Raw genomic sequence first — 18,017 nt, 5'->3', positions numbered from 1 at the left:
GCGAAGGGCTTAGCTGCCCTGCTTCTTCAGCGCGGCACCCAGGATGTCGCCCAGCGAAGCGCCGGAGTCGGTCGAGCCGTACTGAGCGACCGCTTCCTTCTCTTCAGCGATTTCCAGCGCCTTGATCGAGACCTGCAGCTTGCGGGTCTTCTTGTCGAAGGCGATGACGCGGGCGTCGACCTTCTGGCCGACGGTGAAGCGCTCGGGGCGCTGCTCGTCGCGGTCACGGCTCAGATCGGAGCGCTTGATGAAGGTCTCGATGCCGCTGTCGACCAGCCGCACTTCCAGACCGCCATCCTTGACGCCGATGACCTCACAGGTGACGACCGCGTTCTTGCGCAGTTCGCCTGAAGTCGCCGCTTCGCCGACCGTATCCTTGGCCAGCTGCTTGATGCCGAGCGAGATGCGCTCCTTGTCGATGTCGACGTCGAGCACCTGCGCCTTGACCATGTCGCCGCGATTGTACTCTTCGATGACCTGCTCGCCCGGACGCGTCCAGTCGAGGTCGGAAAGGTGCACCATGCCGTCCACGTCGCCTTCGAGGCCGATGAACAGGCCGAACTCGGTCTTGTTCTTGACCTCGCCCTCGACCTGGCTGCCGACCGGATGGCTCGAGGCGAAAGCCTGCCACGGATTCTCGAGCGTCTGCTTGAGGCCGAGCGAGATGCGGCGCTTGGCCGGATCGACCTCGAGCACCACCACGTCGACTTCCTGGGTCGTCGACAGGATCTTGCCGGGATGCACGTTCTTCTTCGTCCACGACATTTCCGAAACGTGGATGAGACCCTCGATGCCCGGCTCCAGCTCGACGAACGCGCCGTAGTCGGTGATGTTGGTGACGGTACCCTTGATCTTCTTGCCGATCGGGAACTTGGTGCCGATCTCGGACCACGGATCGCTCTCGAGCTGCTTCATGCCGAGCGAGATGCGGTGGGTTTCCTGGTTGATGCGGATGATCTGCACCTTGACCGTCTGACCGATGTTGAGGATTTCGGTCGGATGGTTGACGCGGCGCCATGCCATGTCGGTGACATGCAGCAGGCCGTCGATGCCGCCGAGGTCGACGAACGCACCATAATCGGTGATGTTCTTGACGACGCCTTCGACAACCTGGCCTTCTTCGAGGTTCTGCACGATTTCCGAACGCTGTTCGGCGCGGCTCTCCTCAAGCACGGTACGGCGCGACACCACGATGTTGCCGCGGCGGCGATCCATCTTGAGGATCTCGAACGGCTGCGGGTTGTGCATCAGCGGGGAGACGTCGCGGATCGGGCGGATATCGACCTGGCTGCGCGGCAGGAAGGCCACGGCGCCGTCGAGGTCGACGGTGAAGCCGCCCTTGACCTGGTTGAAGATGACGCCTTCGACGCGCTCACCCTTGGTGAACTTCTCTTCCAGACGGACCCAGCTCTCTTCGCGGCGGGCCTTTTCACGTGAAAGCATCGCTTCGCCAAGCGCGTTTTCGATGCGCTCGACATAGACTTCGACGGTGTCACCGACCTTGAGGGTGGTGTCCTTGCCCTTGACGCCGAATTCCTTCAGCGGCACGCGGCCTTCGACCTTGAGGCCGACGTCGATGATAGCCATGTCTTTTTCAATGGCGGTGATGATGCCCTTGACGACCTGACCTTCGCCGGAATGGCCGGCGGTAAAAGATTCTTCGAGCAGGCTCGCGAAATCGTCGCGAGTGGGATTTGCAGCTGACATTGTTTCTCCTGGAGTGCCCCGCATCTAAAAGCGGGACGGGCGCCGTGGGTTAGCGTTGCGTTTGGCCTACCGGCGTTCCGGGCTACAAAAACCCTGGGCCGCTCTTTAAACGGCAATTCCGGCGCATGAAGAATGCTGGCAGGCTGGTTCGTGCCCGATATGGGTATTTTCTTCGCCTCCGACAACGGAAATACGAGGGAAAACCCGGATCAGGCGTTGTCTCTTTTGGCCAGCACGTCGTCTATGATCGCCATGGCTGCAAGAAACGCGGCTTCTATAGCCATTTCGCTGGTATCAAGCAAGTGCGCGTCGGCCGCCGGCTTCAACGGTGAGTCCGCTCGACTCATGTCGCGTTCGTCGCGGCGCACGATATCGGCGAGGATTTCGGTGAAATCGGCGGTCCCGCCGATGCTCTCGATCTCCGACAGCCGGCGCTGTGCCCGCACCTCGGCGCTCGCTGTCACATAGAGTTTGATGTCGGCGTCGGGGCAGACAACGGTGCCGATGTCGCGCCCGTCGAGCACCGCGCCCGGCGGCGTCTTGGCGAAGTCGCGCTGCTTTTCGACGAGGATGCGCCGCACCGTCGGATACACCGCGACCTTGGAGGCAGCCTCGCCGACGGCATGCGCCGACAGCACCGCGCGGTCGAGCTTCGCCAGATCGACCTGGCGGGCCGCGGTTTCGGCGGCCGAGACATTGTCGAGCGGCAGCGCGTGCTGGATGAGCGCATAGGCGACGGCGCGATAGGTGAGACCGGTGTCGAGCAGGTTCAGCCGGTAGTGGTCGGCGAGCCGCCGGGCCAGCGTGCCTTTTCCGGCGCCTGCGGGGCCGTCGATGGCGATGGTGAAGGTGTGAGTCATTGGCGGGCCGCTGCGATTGACAGGTGCGATGAAGAAGACGGGCGCCGAGATTCTTCACACCCCCCTCTGTCCTGCCGGACATCTCCCCCGCAAGGGGGGAGATCAGCCATCACCGCTGACTTAGCCAATCGCCAATATTGCAGGATTGAATGGAGCGCCAAAGCCGCCAATCTCCCCCCTTGCGGGGGAGATGTCCGGCAGGACAGAGAGGGGTGCTGTCCCGCCAACGTGCCAAGGCTATTGGTTGCCACGACCGTCACCCGATCTCCGCGCCCAGCCCCGTCATCAGCCCCATGAACTCCGGAAAGCTCGTCGCAATCATCGCGGCGTCATCGATCGTCACCGGCTTTTCCGTCGCCAGCCCCATGACCAAGAAACTCATGGCGATGCGGTGGTCGAGATGGGTCTGCACGGTCGTGTCCTGGCCGTTCGGATGGCCACCCAGCCCCTTGCCGCCCGGTTTTCCGCGCACGGCGAGCGAGGCCTCGCCCTCGGTGCAATCAACGCCGTTGAGCTTCAGCCCGTTGGCGACGGCCGACAGCCGGTCTGATTCCTTGACGCGCAGCTCCTCCAGCCCCTGCATCAGCGTCTCGCCCTCGGCGAAGCTCGCCGCGACCGCCAGCACCGGATACTCGTCGATCATCGACGGCGCCCGCTCGGGTGGCACGATGACGCCTTTCAGTTCGGAGTAACGTACGCGCAGATCGGCGACGTCTTCGCCGCCGGCATTGCGCGGGTTGAGGATGTCGATCTTGCCGCCCATGTCCTGCAGCGTCAAAAGCAGGCCGGTGCGGGTCGGGTTCATCAATACGTTTTCGATTGTAATGTCCGAACCCGGCACGATCAGTGCGGCCACCAGCGGGAAGCCGGCCGAGGACGGGTCGCCCGGCACGGCGATCGTCTGGCCGGTGAGCTTGCCCTGGCCTTCGATGAAGATGTGGCGCACGCCGCGCTCGTCGGTCTCAACCGACAGGTTGGCGCCAAAACCCTTCAGCATCTTTTCGGTGTGGTCACGTGTCATCACCGGTTCGATCACCGTGGTGATGCCGGGCGTGTTGAGGCCGGCGAGCAGCACCGCGGACTTCACCTGCGCCGAGGCCATCGGCACGCGATAGGTGATCGGGGCGGCGTGCTTCGGTCCATGCAGCGTAATCGGCATGCGGTCGCCCGGCGTCGCCTTCAGCACCTGCACGCCCATCTGGCGCAAGGGTTCCAGCACGCGGCCCATCGGCCGGCCCGACAGCGAGGCGTCGCCGATGAAGGTCGTCTCCATGTCATAGGTGCCGACAAGGCCCATGGTCAGCCGCGAGCCGGTGCCGGCATTGCCGAAATCGAGCGGGCCTTCCGGCTGCAGCAGTGCGCCATTGCCTGTGCCGCGGATCACCCACTCGTCGCCGTTCTTCTCGATATGTGCGCCCATAGCCTTCATGGCAGCACCTGTGCGCATCACGTCCTCGCCTTCGAGCAGGCCGGTGATGCGGGTCTCGCCCGAGGCGAGGCCGCCGAACATGAAGGAGCGGTGCGAGATCGACTTGTCGCCCGGCACGCGCGCGATACCAGAAAGGGCTGGGGATTGGCGGGCGGTGGCCGGCTTGGGCGCGGCGGCGTGAGACATGGAATTTCCCTGGACGGAATGCCGGCAGGCCGGCGCTTTTCATTTGTTGCGGCGGTCTCGTATCACGGCGGGCCGAAATGGTCATCCCCCATGGTCGTCACTGACGCGACGCCTTTCAACGTATGGTTTTGTGACGCCGGCTTTTCGCTTTGACAGCGCTGCAAACTGTGGTTAAGGGGACCACTCTTTTATTGACGAGGCTTGCCGTGGCAAAAACCGAACTTGGCACAAAACGTATCGACCCGGAGACGGGCCGAAAATTCTACGACCTGAACAAGGACCCGATCGTCTCGCCCTACACCGGCAAGACCTATCCGCGTTCCTATTTCGAGGAAGGCAAGATTGCCGCCCTCGAGGAGGAAGAGGAAGTGGCCGAGAAGGAAGTGGACGCCGAGGAAGAAGAGGGCGTTGAGGTCGTCTCGCTTGAAGAGGCCGACGAGGACGCCAAGGGCGACGACCTGCCGGATCTCGGCGACGACGAGGATGACGTCGACCTCGGCGACGACGAGGATGACACCTTTCTCGCCGACGAAGAGGAAGAAGATGACGACGTTGCCGACATGATCGGCGTCGGCGACGACGACGACGAGGTCTGATCGGGCCTTGAAAGCGGGCGTTTGTGGGCTTTCGCGGCCTGCGAAGAAAAAGCGGCTCTCGAAGGCTTGATATCTGAGAAGGGCGGGGTTAGAAGCCGCCTGCACTAACGGCGCGGTCTCCAACCCGCGCCGGATCTCTTCGCCGGAAACGGCGCCGGTTGACTGCCGGAAGTGGGGCCATAGCTCAGTTGGGAGAGCGCTTGAATGGCATTCAAGAGGTCGTCGGTTCGATCCCGATTGGCTCCACCAAACAGTCCCTCTGCAATTCGCAGCCGATGAATGTGCCGTACTGCGGTCATCTGCGTTTGATGGTCAGTTCAGGCAACGCCGCTGAAAGCGCCCCCATCAAACGGAACGAACCAGCCATTTCTCGCGAGCAACCGTTCGCCGGACAAAGTCTTCACTGTTCATGGAGCGCTTAGAGACTGGAAGCCGGCCCGATCACCACTCGGCGAAGGAGCCGTCCTTGTGGCGCCAGACAGGGTTGCGCCAGCGGTGGCCTTCCCTGGCGCGTTCCTTGACGTACTCCTCGTCGATCTCGACACCCAGGCCCGGGCCGTCGGGAATGGCGACATAACCATCCTCGTAGCGGAAGACATCCTTGTTGGCGGCATAGTCGAGCAGGTCGTTGGCGGCGTTGTAGTGGATGCCGAGGCTCTGCTCCTGGATGAAGCAGTTGTAGCTGACCGCGTCGAGCTGCAGGCACGCGGCAAGCGCGATCGGCCCGAGCGGGCAGTGCGGCGCCACCGCGACGTCATAGGCTTCCGCCATCGCTGCGATCTTGCGGCATTCGGTGATGCCACCGGCATGCGACAGATCAGGCTGGATGATGTCGACGACACCTTCCTCGAACACGGATTTGAAGTCCCAGCGGCTGTAGAGCCGCTCGCCGAGCGCGATCGGCGTCGAGCCGAGCGCGGCGATCTCCTTCAGCGCCTCGCGGTTTTCGCTGAGCACCGGCTCCTCGATGAACATCAGCCTGTAGGGCTCGAGCTCCTTGACCAGGGCGCGCGCCATCGGCCGGTGGACGCGGCCATGAAAATCGACGGCGATGCCGATGTTGGGTCCGACGGCCTCGCGCACCATGGCGACGCGTTCGACAGCGGCGTCGATCTTGTCATGGCTGTCGACGATCTGCAGTTCCTCGGTGCCGTTCATCTTCAACGCCAGGAAACCGCGTGCAACCATTTCCTTCGCACCAGCGGCCACTTCGGCCGGCCGGTCCCCTCCGATCCAGGAATAGACCTTGATCGTGTCGCGCAGCTTGCCGCCGAGCAACTCATGCACGGGAACGCCGAGCGCCTTGCCCTTGATATCCCACAGTGCCTGGTCGATGCCCGCAATGGCGCTCATCAGGATCGGCCCGCCACGGTAGAAGCCGCCGCGGTGCATCACCGTCCAGTGGTCCTCGATCAGGCGGGGATCCTTGCCGATGAGGTAATCGCCAAGCTCCTTGACCGCTGCCTCGACGGTCAGCGCCCGGCCCTCGACGACCGGCTCGCCCCAGCCGGTGACGCCGGCATCGGTCTCGATCTTCAGGAACAGCCAGCGCGGCGGAACGATGTAGGTGGTGAGCGAGATGATTTTCATGCGCAGTCTCAGTTGCTCTTGAGTTTCTTGGCGCTGACGAGGTCGCGCGCCGCAAGGTCGAGGATCTTGTTTGCGGCCCCACGCGCCGCCTCGGCATTGCGCATGCGCAGCGCTTCGACCACCTCGCGGTGCGCCGCCACGGCCTCCATGCGCCGGTCGAGCGAAATCACCGCCGTGGCCTCGAGCGAGAATTTCAGCCCGGTGTCGATGAGATTGCCAATCTGGCGAAAGATCGGGTTGTGGCTCGCGGCATAGACGATCTGGTGGAAAGCGATGTCGCTGCGCGAGAAGGCGGCGAGGTCCTCGCCGGCGCCAGCCATGCCGCGCCAGGCGGCCTCCAGATCGGCGATCTCCTGCAGCGTCGCGCGCGTGGCAGCCAGTTCGGCAACCAGCGGCTCGATGGCCCGGCGCGTTTCAAGAATGGCGTCGAACAGCTTGTCGTCCAGTGCATGCGGCGCGTGCCAGGCCAGCACCTGTGGGTCGATGATGTTCCAGTCGTCCTCGTTGCAGACGATCGTGCCGACGCGCGGCCGCGACAGCACCAGCCCCTTTGCCGCCAACACTTTCAGGGCCTCGCGGATGACAGTGCGGCTGACACCATATTCGACGCCGAGTTCGTTTTCGGTCGGCAAGGAGGATCCGGCCGGGTAGCGCCCGGAAAAGATGTCTGAGGCCATTGCCTTGGTCACATCGGGCATGACGCGCGGGCGGCGAGTGGCTGTGTCGCCTTGCGGTTTCTTCAAAGTCCCGGTCACCTCAGCCCTCCTCCAAGGCGGCGAACCGCTGGTTTCGCACAACCGATCCGCCATTAACGGATGCGGACTGATTGCGCCAGCGATTGCTGGTCAGAGCATGTACATTAATTATCATACCAGATCAATTGACGAGTATGATAAAAAGGATTAGAGACTCCGGCATCCGGGCTGAGCGCCCGGTCTATCGCTGGGAGGTAATCATGCGACTTTTGAAGACCGCGCTCGTCGCGGGCGCGCTTGCCGTGCTGTCCGTCACGACCATCGCTGCATATGCTCAGGACACCAAGATCGGTTTCATCGTCAAGCAGCCCGAGGAGCCGTGGTTCCAGGACGAATGGAAGTTCGCCGACCAGGCCGCCAAGGAGAAGGGCTTCACCCTGGTCAAGATCGGCGCCGAGGACGGTGAGAAGCTGATGTCGGCGATCGACAATCTCGGCGCCCAGGGCGCCCAGGGCTTCATCGTCTGCACACCGGACGTGAAGCTTGGCCCCGGCATCGTCGCCAAGGCCGCCGCCAACAATCTCAAGCTGATGACTGTCGATGACCGCCTGGTCGGCGCCGACGGCAAGGCGCTGGAAGACGTCCCGCATATGGGCATTTCGGCCACCAAGATCGGCGAGGCCGTCGGCCAGGCGATCGTCGACGAAATGAAGGCACGCGGCTGGAAGGCCGACGAGGTCGGCGCCATCCGCGTCTCCTATGACCAACTGCCGACCGCCGTCGACCGCGTCGAAGGCGCCATCTCGGTGCTCAAGGCGAACGGCTTCAAGGCCGGGAACATTTTCGACGCCCCGCAGGCCAAGACCGACACGGAAGCTGCCCTCAATGCGGCGACGGTCGTGCTCAACGCCCATGCCGACATCAAGAAGTGGGTCTCCTTCGGTCTCAACGACGAGGCGGTGCTCGGCGCCGTGCGTGCAGCCGAAAGCGTTGGCCTTCCGGCGGACGCCATGATCGGTGTTGGCATTGGCGGCGCCGATTCGGCGATCAACGAGTTTAAGAAGCCGACGGCCACCGGCTTCGTCGGCACCGTGATCATCTCGCCGAAGCGTCATGGCTACGAGACGGCGCTCAACATGTATGACTGGGTCGCCAACAACAAGGAACCGGAGAAGCTGATCCTGACCTCGGGTGCACTCGCCAAGCGCGACGACTACCAGAAGGTCCGCCAGGGCCTCGGCATCGAATAATCCTCCCTGTACAAACAGGCGGCGGCTCATCCCGCCGCCTGTTTGCCATTCCATACGAGGATCGCTGCCCGTGTCCTTTCTTGACTTCTCGCACGTCACCAAGACCTATCCGGGCGTCAAGGCGCTGTCGGACGTCTCGTTCGGTGTCGACAAAGGCGCCGTGCATGGCCTGATGGGCGAGAACGGCGCCGGCAAATCCACCCTGATCAAGATCCTGTCCGGCGACCAGCATGCCGATGAGGGCGAGATCCGCATTGACGGCAGGGTTCAGGCCTATACCTCGACCCGGGATGCCTTCGACAATGGCGTCATTGTCATTCATCAGGAACTGCAACTCGTTCCTGAACTCACCGTTGCCGAAAACCTCAGCCTCGGTCGTTTCCCCGCCAACGCCGGCATCATCGCCGGCCGCCGGATGATGGACGACGTCGGCGCCAAGCTGAAATCGGCCGGTATCGACATCGACATGCGACGCAAGGTCAAGACGCTGTCGATCGGCGAACGCCAGATGGTCGAGATCGCCAAGGCGGTCATGCTCGACGCACGCGTTATCGCGCTGGACGAACCGACCTCGTCGCTTTCCTCGCGCGAAAGCGAAATCCTGTTTGCCCTGATCGACCGCCTGCGCGGCGAAGGCAAGGTCATCATCTATGTCTCGCACAGGCTCGACGAAGTGTTCCGGCTCTGCGACAGCCTGACCGTGCTGCGCGACGGCAAGCTCGCGGCGCACCATGCGTCGCTGAAAGGCGTCACCCGCGACCAGGTCGTCGCCGAGATGGTCGGCCGCGAGATTTCGGATATCTGGGGTTTTCGCGCACGAAAAACGGGCGATGTCCGCCTGAAGGTCGACGCTCTCAGCGGCCCCAAACTGAAGACGCCGGCCAGTTTCGAGGCGAGGGCAGGCGAGATCGTCGGCTTCTTCGGCCTGATCGGCGCCGGGCGCTCGGAACTGATGCGGCTGGTCTATGGCGCCGATCCGCGCTCGGGCGGCAGCATCACCGTCGACGGCAAGCTGGTCCGTGCCGCCGATCCGCGTGGTACGATCCGGGCCGGCATCGTGCTGTGCTCGGAGGATCGCAAGCATGACGGCATCATCCAGGGCCGCTCGGTCGAGGAGAACATCAACATCTCGTCGCGGCGCCATCACACGCGCTTCGGCGTGCTCAACCGCGCCAGCGAGATCGCCACCGCCGAAACCTTCATCAAGAAGCTCAAGGTGCGCACGCCGTCGCGCAAGCAGGACATCATCAATCTCTCCGGCGGCAACCAGCAGAAGGTCATCCTTGGCCGCTGGCTGTCCGAACAAGGGGTGCGGGTTCTCATCGTCGACGAACCGACGCGCGGCATCGATGTCGGCGCCAAATCGGAAATCTACGAATTGCTCTACCAGCTTGCGCAGGACGGCATGGCGATCGTCGTCGTCTCGTCCGAACTGCCGGAAGTGATGGGCATCTGCGACCGTATTCTGGTGATGTGCGGTGGCCGCGTCAGCGCCGAACTCACCCGCGACCAGTTCGCCGAAAGGGCGATCCTGGCCGCCGCTCTCCCCGATCAGAAAACTCCCGACGCGATCGCATCCTGAGGACTTTGGCATGACCGACCAGTTGAAAAAAATCCTGCTCGGCGAACAGGGCCTCGTCGTCATCTTCGTCGTCGCCTTCGCGCTGGTGTCGGCTCTGGTGCCGAACTTCCTTACGGACCGCAACATGCTCGGCCTGCTGCAGTCGGTGGTCACCGTCGGCATCGTCGCCTGCACCATGATGTTCTGCCTCGCCGCGCGCGACTTCGACCTGTCGGTCGGTTCGATCGTCGCCTTTGCCGGCATGGTCGCTGTGATGGCGTCGAATTACACCGGCTCGATCCTGCTTGGCCTGCTGGCGGCAATCGCCTGCGGCGCTTTCGTCGGCTTCATCAACGGCCTCGTCATCGCCAAATTCCGCATCAACGCGCTGATCACGACGCTGGCCACCATGCAGATCGTGCGCGGCTTTGCGCTGATCGCGTCCGACGGCCGTGCCGTCGGCATCAACAGCTCGGATTTCTATCAGCTGGCGCTCTCGAAACTGCTCGGCATACCGACGCCGGTCTGGGTGCTCGCTATCCTGTTTTGCATCTTCGGCTTCGTCCTCAACCGCACCGTCTTCGGCAAGAACACGCTGGCCATCGGCGGCAATCCGGAGGCCTCGCGTCTTGCCGGCGTCAATGTCGACCGGACGCGCATCTGGATTTTTGCGCTGCAGGGCGTCGTCTGCGGCATCGCCGGCATCCTGCTGGCGTCGCGCATCACCTCCGGCCAGCCCAACGCGGCGGTCGGGCTCGAACTCTCGGTCATCTCGGCCTGCGTGCTCGGCGGTGTTTCGCTTGCCGGCGGCCGCGCCACCATGTCGGGCGTCATCGTCGGCGTGCTGATCATGGGCATCGCCGAAAACGCCATGAACCTGCTCAACATCCCGGCCTTCTACCAGTACATCGTACGTGGCGTGATCCTGCTGCTGGCCGTGCTGCTCGACAATCTGCGCTCGTCGGCACTGGGCCGGCGCTAAGCTGGAGGGACAAAAATGGCTGAGCGCCTTTCCGGCAAACGCATCTTCCTGACCGGCGCCGCGCAAGGCATCGGGCTGGCCATCGCCGAGGCCTGCCTTGCCGAAGGTGCAAGACTGTTCCTCGTCGACCGCGACGGCGCACTGCTGGACAAGGCCGTCGCCGGCCTTGCCGCGCCGCACGGCCATGTCGGGCATGCGGCAGCCGACATCAGCGACGGAGCCGCGATTGCCACTGCCGTCGGCCAAGCGACCGACGAAATCGGCCACATCAACGCGCTGATCAACAATGCCGGGGTCAATGTGTTCTCGACGCCGCTCAAGGCGACCGAGGAAGAGTGGAACCGCAATTTCGACGTCAACGTCAAGGGCGCCTGGAATTGCAGCAAGGCTGTGCTGCCGGGCATGATTACAAGCGGCGGCGGCGCCATCCTCAACATCGCCTCGACGCACAGCTTCACCATCATTCCGCACACCTTCCCCTATCCCGTCGCCAAGCACGCGCTGCTCGGCCTGACCAAATCGCTGGCGCTCGAATATGCGGCGCAAGGCGTGCGCGTGAACGCGCTGGCGCCGGGCTATGTCGAGACGCAGAAGGCGATCGACTACTGGAACAGCTTTGCCGATCCGGCCGCAGCACGCGCCAACACCATGGCGCTGCATCCCGGCGGCCGCATCGCCACGGCGCGCGAGATCGCGCGGGCTGCGGTGTTCATGATCTCCGACGAATGCCCGTTCATGAACGCGGCGACGCTCGTCGTCGATGGCGGGCTGAGCCAGCTGCAGCATCCCGCCTGAACGCCGGAAAGACCATGACCAAGAGACGATCGCAGCATTGGTTCGGCGGGCTGGGCAAGGATGCCTTCATCCACCGCAGCTGGATGAAGAACAACGGCCTGCCCGACGATGCCTTCGACGGCCGCCCGGTGATCGGCATCTGCAACACCTTCTCCGAATTCACGCCTTGCCACGTGCATTTCCGTGGCCTGATCGAGCACATCAAGGCCGGCGTCCTGGAGGCCGGCGGCCTGCCGCTGGAATTCCCGGTCTTCTCCTGCGGCGAGTCCAATCTGCGGCCGACGGCGATGCTGTTTCGCAACCTTGCCTCGATGGATGTCGAGGAGGCGATCCGCGGCAACCCGATGGATGGCGTGGTGCTGATGGCCGGCTGCGACAAGACCACACCGTCACTGGTGATGGGCGCAGCCTCCTGCGACCTGCCGTCGATCGTTATCTCCGGCGGGCCGATGCTTAATGGCCGCTTCCAGGGCCGCGAGATCGGCTCAGGCACTGATGTGTGGAAATTCTCCGAGGATGTCCGCGCCGGCGTGATGAGCGAACAGGATTTCGCCAATGCCGAGAGCGCCATGTCACGTTCGCCCGGCCACTGCATGACGATGGGAACGGCCTCGACCATGGCCTCGATGGTCGAGGCGCTCGGCCTGGCGCTGCCAGGCAATGCCGCCTATCCCGCCGTCGACGCGCGCCGCAGCCGCATCGCCCGCATGACGGGGCGGCGCATCGTCGAGATGGTCAATGAGGATCTGCGCCCGTCGGCTATCCTCACGAGAAAAGCTTTCGCCAACGCCATCCGCGTCAATGGCGCGATCGGCGGCTCCACCAATGCGGTCGTGCATCTCCTGGCCATCGCCGGCCGCGTCGGCACCGAGCTGACCCTGGATGATTGGGATCGATATGGCCGCGACGTGCCGACCATCCTCGACCTGATGCCGTCAGGCCGTTTCCTGATGGAGGATTTCTGCTACGCCGGCGGCATTCCGGCCGTCATGAAAGAGATCGCCGACATGCTCGATCTCGATGCGCTGACCGTCACCGGCAAGAGCGTGCGCGAGAACATCACTGACGCCCAAAACTACAATCCGGAGGTGATCCGCCCGCGCGACAAGGCGCTGACATCGCACGGCGGCATCGCGGTGCTGCGCGGCAATCTGGCGCCCGACGGCGCCATCATCAAACCGTCAGCCGCGTCGCCAGCTCTCATGAAGCATCGCGGCCGCGCCGTCGTCTTCGAGGACATTGACGACTACAAGGCGCGCATCGACGATCCCTTGCTGGACATCGACGAGGGCTCGATCATGGTGCTGAAGAATTGCGGCCCCAAGGGCTATCCGGGGATGGCCGAGGTCGGCAACATGGCGCTGCCTCAGAAGCTGTTGAAGCAAGGCGTCCGCGACATGATCCGTATCTCCGATGCCCGCATGTCGGGCACCGCCTTCGGCACCGTCGTGCTGCATGCCGCACCCGAAGCCGCTGTCGGCGGCCCGCTGGCGCTGGTGAGGAGCGGCGACATGATCGAGCTCGATGTCGAAGCAAGGAAGCTGCATCTCGACGTGTCAGAACAGGAACTCGCAAAGCGGCGGACATCCTGGGCTCCGCCGCAGCCGGCTATGCGCGGCGGCTATCAGGGTCTTTACGTCGACCATGTGCTGCAGGCGGATCGCGGCGCCGACCTCGATTTTCTCGTCGGATGCCGTGGCCACGCCATTCCACGCGAAAGCCATTGAGGTCCGCGTGACAAAATTCAAACCTTATGATTTCCACGGCATTCACGCCATTCTCTACGCGCTCTTTGATGAGAACGAAAAACTCGACCGCGCGGCGATGCGCAGGCAGGTCGAGATCTGCCTGGCGAGCGGCGTGCACGGCATGGCGGCGCTCGGCTTGGCGACGGAAGTCGCCAAGCTGTCCGAGGCCGAGCGCCGGACGATCATGGACTGGACGGCGGAAGACACCGACGGAAAAGTGCCACTCGCTTTCACCATCTTCGGCGCTTCGGTGGCCGAGCAGGTCGCACAGGTTCGCCATGCTGAAAGCGTGGGAGCGGATTGGGTGATCCTGCAGCCGCCGCCGGTTGGGTCCTATGGTGCGCCGGAATACATCAAGTTCTTCGGCCGCGTTGCCGAGGCGACCGATCTGCCGGTGGTGATCCAGAACGCGCCGGCGTTTTTCGGGCGCGGCCTTTCATCAGACGAAATCCGCGACCTCGTCACGCTGTATCCCAACGTTAGGCTGATCAAGGGCGAGGGTCCGGTTACCGACATCGCCGGGCTGATCGAGCGCACCGATGGCCGGATACCGGTTTTCAACGGGCGTGGCGGCCTGGAACTGATCGACAATTTCCGCATCGGTTGCCGCGGCATGATCCTGGCGCCGGATTGCGCCGACTATGCCGTGCGCGCCTATCATGCGTTCCGCGCCGGAGGCGAAGCCACGGCCGAGGCTGAATATGCAAGAATGTTGCCGGCAGCGGTCTTCGTCATGCAAGGCATCGAAAACTTGATCTGCTATGGCAAGCGGCTGTTCGGCGCCCGCGCAGGCATCCCGATACACGACCGGGCTCCGGCGATGCGGCCCAGCGAGCCTGGCCTCGCGATGGTGGAGCGCTTTGCGATTGGTCTCGGTCGGTTGCCTGGCTGAACGTCAACTGCCTTTCAATAGGTCGTCCGCCCACCAGACAGGTCGAATGTAGAGGCGGTTGTAAAACTGTTCTCCTTGGAGACGAGCCAGGCGACCATGGCGGCGGCCTCGTCGACCTCCAGCAGGCGGCCGCGCGGAATGCGCGAGCGCATATATTCGATATGCTCCGGCGTCAGCTGTTCGAGAATGCGCGTCTGCGCCGTGGCTGGCGAGATGCAGTTCACCGCGATGTCGTACTGCGCCAGTTCCTTGCCGAGCGACTTGGTCAGGCCAATGACCGCCGCCTTCGAGGCCGAATAGGCTGATGCGTTGGGGTTGCCCTCCTTGCCGGCGACCGAGGCGATGTTGACGATGCGCCCGTAATTGCGCTCCTTCATTCCCGGAACCACCGCCCGGTTGACGTAGAACGTGCCGTTCACATTGACGTCGATGACCTTCTTCCACGTCTCGATGTCGTAGACGTCGAGCGGGGCGGCCGGGCCCGCGATCCCGGCGGAATTGACCAGAATGGAAATCTTGCCGGCGCGCTCTTCGGTCCTGGCGCGCGCGGCATCCACCGACGCCCAGTCGGCGACATCCACCAATTCTGTCGAAGCGGCGCTGCCGAGTTCTTCTCGTGCGGTCTCGAGACGTGCCTCATCGAGGTCCCACAAGCTGACCGTCGCGCCGGAGGCAACGAAGCGTCTGGCCATCGCGAAGCCGAGGCCCTGGGCGCCGCCGGTGACGACAGCGTGCTGGCCGTCAAGATCGATGCTGTTCATGTCGAGCGGTTCTTTCCGTTTGAGATTTTTCGTGGGCGCCCGCCGGCCTGTGCAGGCGGGCGATATCGCTACATGGTCGCGCCAAGGCTCCACGGCACGAACTCGTTGTCGCCATAGCCGAGCGCTTCGGACCTGGTGCGCCCGCCGGATGCGACGCGCAGGATCTCGGCGAAGATCTCCTCGCCCTTCTCGGCCAGCGAGATGCCGTCCAGTATGTCTCCGCAATTGATGTCCATGTCCTCGCGCATCTGCTCGAAGATGAAGCTGTTGGAGGCGAGTTTGATCGAGGGCGTCGGCTTGCAGCCGAAGGCCGAACCACGGCCGGTGGTGAAGCACAATATGTTGGCGCCGCCGGCGACCTGCCCGGTGGCCGAGACCGGATCGTAGCCAGGCGTATCCATGAAGACGAGGCCGCGCTCGTTGATCGGCTCGGCATATTCCAGCACCGCGCGCAGATTGGTGGTGCCGCCCTTGGCGGAGGCGCCGAGCGATTTCTCCAGGATGGTCGTCAGCCCACCCAGCTTGTTGCCGGGCGAAGGGTTGTTGTTCATCTCCATGTCGTGCCTGGCGGTATAATCCTCCCACCAGCGGATGCGCTCGATCAGCTTTTCACCCACCGCGCGGCTCTCGGCGCGCAAGGCGAGGAGATGTTCGGCGCCATAGATCTCGGGCGTCTCCGAGAGCACGGCCGTGCCGCCTTGCCCGACAAGCAGGTCCACCGCCGCGCCGAGCGCAGGATTGGCGCTGATGCCGGAATAGCCGTCCGAGCCGCCGCATTGCAGTGCAAGCACCAGTTCGGAGGCCGGCTGCGGCGTCCTTTCGGCGGCGTTCACCGTTGGCAGCATGTCGACGATCGCCTGGACCCCGGCCTCGACCGTCTTTCGCGTGCCGCCGGTTTCCTGGATGGTCATCGTGCGGAAAATCGTGCTCTCCTCGATGTTGTACGACTGCATCCAGCGCGGGATCTGGAACGCTTCGCAGCCGAGTCCGACCATCAGCACGCCGCCGACATTGGGGTTGGTGGCAAAGCCCCATTGCGTCCGTTTCAACAGGTCGTAAGCGGGGCCCTTGGTGTCGATGCCGCAGCCAGTGCCGTGGACGAGTGCGATGATGCCGTCGACATTGGGATAGTCGCGCAGGATGCCAGACCGGTTGACCTCGTCGGCGATGAACCGGGCGACGCTGGCAGAGCAGTTCACCGAGGTCAGGACGGCAATGAAGTTGCGCGTGCCCACCTTGCCGCTCGGCCGGCGGTAACCCATGAAAGTAGCGCGCTCGGCCTCGGCAACGACCTCGGTTTGCCTGGTATTGGTGCCGAAGACGTAGTCGCGTTCGAAATTGCGCAGATACACATTGTGCTCGTGAACCCAGTCGCCGGCGACGATGGATCCCCGCGCAAAACCAATGGTCTGGCCGTATTTCACGATCGGCTCGTCCGAGCCGATGTCGCGGAAGGCCATTTTGTGCCCGCGCGGTATGCGTGCCCTGGCCGCCACGTCCCCGGCTTTTTCGCCGATCTTCAACGGATCGACCGCCAGAAGAATGTTGTCGATATCCGACAGCTTGATGAACCGTGCCATGAACCCAAACTCTGAAGAAGGCCTCCCCGACAAGGAGCGTCGAGAGACAAAAGTGATTTAGAATACTAATATAATAGAATGTCAGTGGTCAAGGTGCGGTTGCGAAAGGCTTGGATTGCAGGGGCGTAGTGGCGGATCGGTTAGGTGAGCGTGCAATGAGTGCGCCTTGCGGCGCAGTTTGAGGGCGGCAAACGGCTGGATGAAACAACGGACCGCCGCACGCGGGACACGGTCAATCGAGATGGAAGACCGCTTCCATGGCCGCCCACCATTCGCCGTCGGCGCGCGTCGGCAGTGGCGTCTGCATGGGGTCGCACAGTTCCCACCATTTGCGCATGGCCGGCGACTCGCTCATCCGCGCCGCATCCCTGGCGAAGTCGCTGCCGTGATACTCCCAGCAGGCGAACAGAAGGTTCTCCGGTTCGCGCAGGAAGATCGAATAGTTGCGGATGTCGGCGCGACTGATGACGTCGAGCACTTCCGGCCAGACGGCGGCGTGGACGCGCTTGTAGTCCGCGATCGCCTCGGCTTTCACGCCGATACAAAGTCCCATTCTTTGCATGCCGGTGGCTCGCGGTGTTTCAGTCGAGAAGGTCGGCGGCGACTTCGAGCGTGTTGCGGAACGACGTCTCGAGATGATGTTCCATGGCCCTTGCCGCCCCCTCGGCGTCGTGGCGCTTCAGCGCGTCGAAAATGGCCTCGTGCTGCTCGATCGTCTGTTCGCCATAGCCCGGCTTGGGGATGGCGAGATAGCGGCCGCGATCCATCTGTGCCTTTGAGATGTCGACGGCTCTCCAGATCATCGGCAGGCCGCAGATCTCGGCGATGGTGCGGTGAAAGACATCGTCGAGCTGTATCGCGGTGGCATATCTGCCTCGCGATATGGCGAGCCGGTGCGCCGCCATGTTGTCTTCCAGCAATTCGCTGGCGGCCGGTGTGAACTTGGCGGCCGCGCGTCGGGCGCTCTCCATCTCCAGTGCCCGCCGGATGACATAGGCTTCTTCCAGGTCGGCCCGGCTGATCGGAGCGACATAGGTGCCCGTTTGCGCCAGGATCTTGACCAGACCCTCGTCGCTGATGCGCTTGACCGCTTCGCGAACGGGGGTGCGCGACACACCCAGGGCCTCCGCGATGGCGACCTCGTTGATGACCTCCCCCGGCTTCAACTGCCCGACGACGATCAGGTTGCGGATCTTGTGATAGATCTGATCGCGGAGCGGAAGAGCCCGATTGAGCGTCGAAGGATCCAGGTCCATTGCAAATCCGTGTCTTCGTTCACCAGAAATGGTCAGATTATATTAGAATGTCAATTAGAATGCACCCAATGCAAGGGTGAGGTCGGTTGACACCTGATGTCCATAACGACCGCCGGAATCCAGCTTGCC

General features: G+C 63.4%; 16 protein-coding genes and 1 tRNA gene. 8 read left to right on the top strand and 9 right to left on the bottom strand.

The annotated features are described in order from the left end of the window. Positions 1 to 9: 9 nt before the first annotated feature. The 3 genes from rpsA to aroA form a co-directional block, all read right to left on the bottom strand. Positions 10 to 1,707, bottom strand: a complete 1,698-nt coding sequence (gene rpsA / locus NKH95_RS20485) for a 30S ribosomal protein S1 (RefSeq protein WP_023811516.1) — start codon at positions 1,705 to 1,707, stop codon at positions 10 to 12. 209 nt (positions 1,708 to 1,916) lie between these two features. Beyond that, positions 1,917 to 2,567, bottom strand: a complete 651-nt coding sequence (cmk, locus tag NKH95_RS20480; protein WP_352774466.1) for a (d)CMP kinase — start codon at positions 2,565 to 2,567, stop codon at positions 1,917 to 1,919. A gap of 256 nt (positions 2,568 to 2,823) precedes the next feature. After that, positions 2,824 to 4,182 (bottom strand): 3-phosphoshikimate 1-carboxyvinyltransferase, encoded by a 1,359-nt coding sequence (gene aroA / locus NKH95_RS20475; RefSeq protein WP_352892748.1) that lies wholly within the window; start codon positions 4,180 to 4,182, stop codon positions 2,824 to 2,826. 206 nt (positions 4,183 to 4,388) lie between these two features. Between aroA and NKH95_RS20470 the strand changes: the two genes are divergently transcribed. Next, a complete protein-coding gene (locus tag NKH95_RS20470; protein WP_023811519.1) occupies positions 4,389 to 4,778 on the top strand; it encodes a TIGR02300 family protein in 390 nt (129 codons plus the stop codon). A 173-nt stretch (positions 4,779 to 4,951) separates the two neighbouring features. After that, positions 4,952 to 5,027: transfer RNA gene (locus NKH95_RS20465), tRNA-Ala, on the top strand. Positions 5,028 to 5,219: 192 nt separating this feature from the next. Here NKH95_RS20465 and dgoD read toward each other — a convergent pair. Beyond that, on the bottom strand, positions 5,220 to 6,368 hold the full coding sequence (dgoD, locus tag NKH95_RS20460) for a galactonate dehydratase (protein WP_352892745.1): 1,149 nt from the start codon (positions 6,366 to 6,368) through the stop codon (positions 5,220 to 5,222). A gap of 8 nt (positions 6,369 to 6,376) precedes the next feature. Further along, complete coding sequence (locus NKH95_RS20455) at positions 6,377 to 7,123, bottom strand: FadR/GntR family transcriptional regulator (RefSeq protein WP_352774471.1); 747 nt, start codon at positions 7,121 to 7,123, stop codon at positions 6,377 to 6,379. 200 nt (positions 7,124 to 7,323) lie between these two features. Here NKH95_RS20455 and NKH95_RS20450 point away from each other — a divergent pair, with 200 nt between their 5' ends. The 6 genes from NKH95_RS20450 (at position 7,324) to NKH95_RS20425 (ending at position 14,291) form a co-directional block, all read left to right on the top strand. Continuing rightward, positions 7,324 to 8,313, top strand: a complete 990-nt coding sequence (locus tag NKH95_RS20450) for an arabinose ABC transporter substrate-binding protein (RefSeq protein ID WP_352892743.1) — start codon at positions 7,324 to 7,326, stop codon at positions 8,311 to 8,313. Positions 8,314 to 8,383: 70 nt separating this feature from the next. Further along, complete coding sequence (gene araG, locus NKH95_RS20445; RefSeq protein ID WP_352892739.1) at positions 8,384 to 9,895, top strand: L-arabinose ABC transporter ATP-binding protein AraG; 1,512 nt, start codon at positions 8,384 to 8,386, stop codon at positions 9,893 to 9,895. Between the two features lie 10 nt (positions 9,896 to 9,905). After that, complete coding sequence (araH, locus tag NKH95_RS20440; RefSeq protein WP_352892737.1) at positions 9,906 to 10,856, top strand: L-arabinose ABC transporter permease AraH; 951 nt, start codon at positions 9,906 to 9,908, stop codon at positions 10,854 to 10,856. 15 nt (positions 10,857 to 10,871) lie between these two features. Continuing rightward, entirely contained in the window at positions 10,872 to 11,651 is a 780-nt protein-coding gene (locus NKH95_RS20435; RefSeq protein ID WP_128302811.1) for an SDR family oxidoreductase, read from the top strand. Between the two features lie 14 nt (positions 11,652 to 11,665). Further along, on the top strand, positions 11,666 to 13,378 hold the full coding sequence (gene araD / locus NKH95_RS20430; RefSeq protein WP_352892734.1) for an L-arabinonate dehydratase: 1,713 nt from the start codon (positions 11,666 to 11,668) through the stop codon (positions 13,376 to 13,378). A 7-nt stretch (positions 13,379 to 13,385) separates the two neighbouring features. Then, on the top strand, positions 13,386 to 14,291 hold the full coding sequence (locus tag NKH95_RS20425; RefSeq protein ID WP_352673263.1) for a dihydrodipicolinate synthase family protein: 906 nt from the start codon (positions 13,386 to 13,388) through the stop codon (positions 14,289 to 14,291). A 14-nt stretch (positions 14,292 to 14,305) separates the two neighbouring features. On the opposite strand, the gene NKH95_RS20420 is transcribed toward NKH95_RS20425, so the two are convergent. The 4 genes from NKH95_RS20420 to NKH95_RS20405 all read right to left on the bottom strand — a co-directional run bounded on the left by NKH95_RS20420 (position 14,306) and on the right by NKH95_RS20405 (position 17,888). Next, positions 14,306 to 15,052, bottom strand: coding sequence for an SDR family NAD(P)-dependent oxidoreductase (locus tag NKH95_RS20420; RefSeq protein ID WP_023811528.1), 747 nt, complete (start codon positions 15,050 to 15,052; stop codon positions 14,306 to 14,308). 68 nt (positions 15,053 to 15,120) lie between these two features. After that, complete coding sequence (locus tag NKH95_RS20415; protein ID WP_352892731.1) at positions 15,121 to 16,632, bottom strand: UxaA family hydrolase; 1,512 nt, start codon at positions 16,630 to 16,632, stop codon at positions 15,121 to 15,123. A 232-nt stretch (positions 16,633 to 16,864) separates the two neighbouring features. Then, positions 16,865 to 17,194 carry an L-rhamnose mutarotase gene (locus tag NKH95_RS20410; RefSeq protein ID WP_128302816.1) on the bottom strand — a complete coding sequence of 110 codons (330 nt, stop codon included), beginning with the start codon at positions 17,192 to 17,194 and terminating at the stop codon, positions 16,865 to 16,867. A gap of 19 nt (positions 17,195 to 17,213) precedes the next feature. Then, positions 17,214 to 17,888, bottom strand: a complete 675-nt coding sequence (locus NKH95_RS20405; protein WP_128302817.1) for a GntR family transcriptional regulator — start codon at positions 17,886 to 17,888, stop codon at positions 17,214 to 17,216. Positions 17,889 to 18,017 lie beyond the last annotated feature (129 nt).

This window comes from Mesorhizobium sp. M0848 (genome assembly GCF_040319805.1).
Lineage (GTDB): Bacteria > Pseudomonadota > Alphaproteobacteria > Rhizobiales > Rhizobiaceae > Mesorhizobium.
The sequence above is the reverse complement of the archived record's forward strand: the minus strand, read 5'-3'. Positions and strand labels throughout refer to the sequence as shown.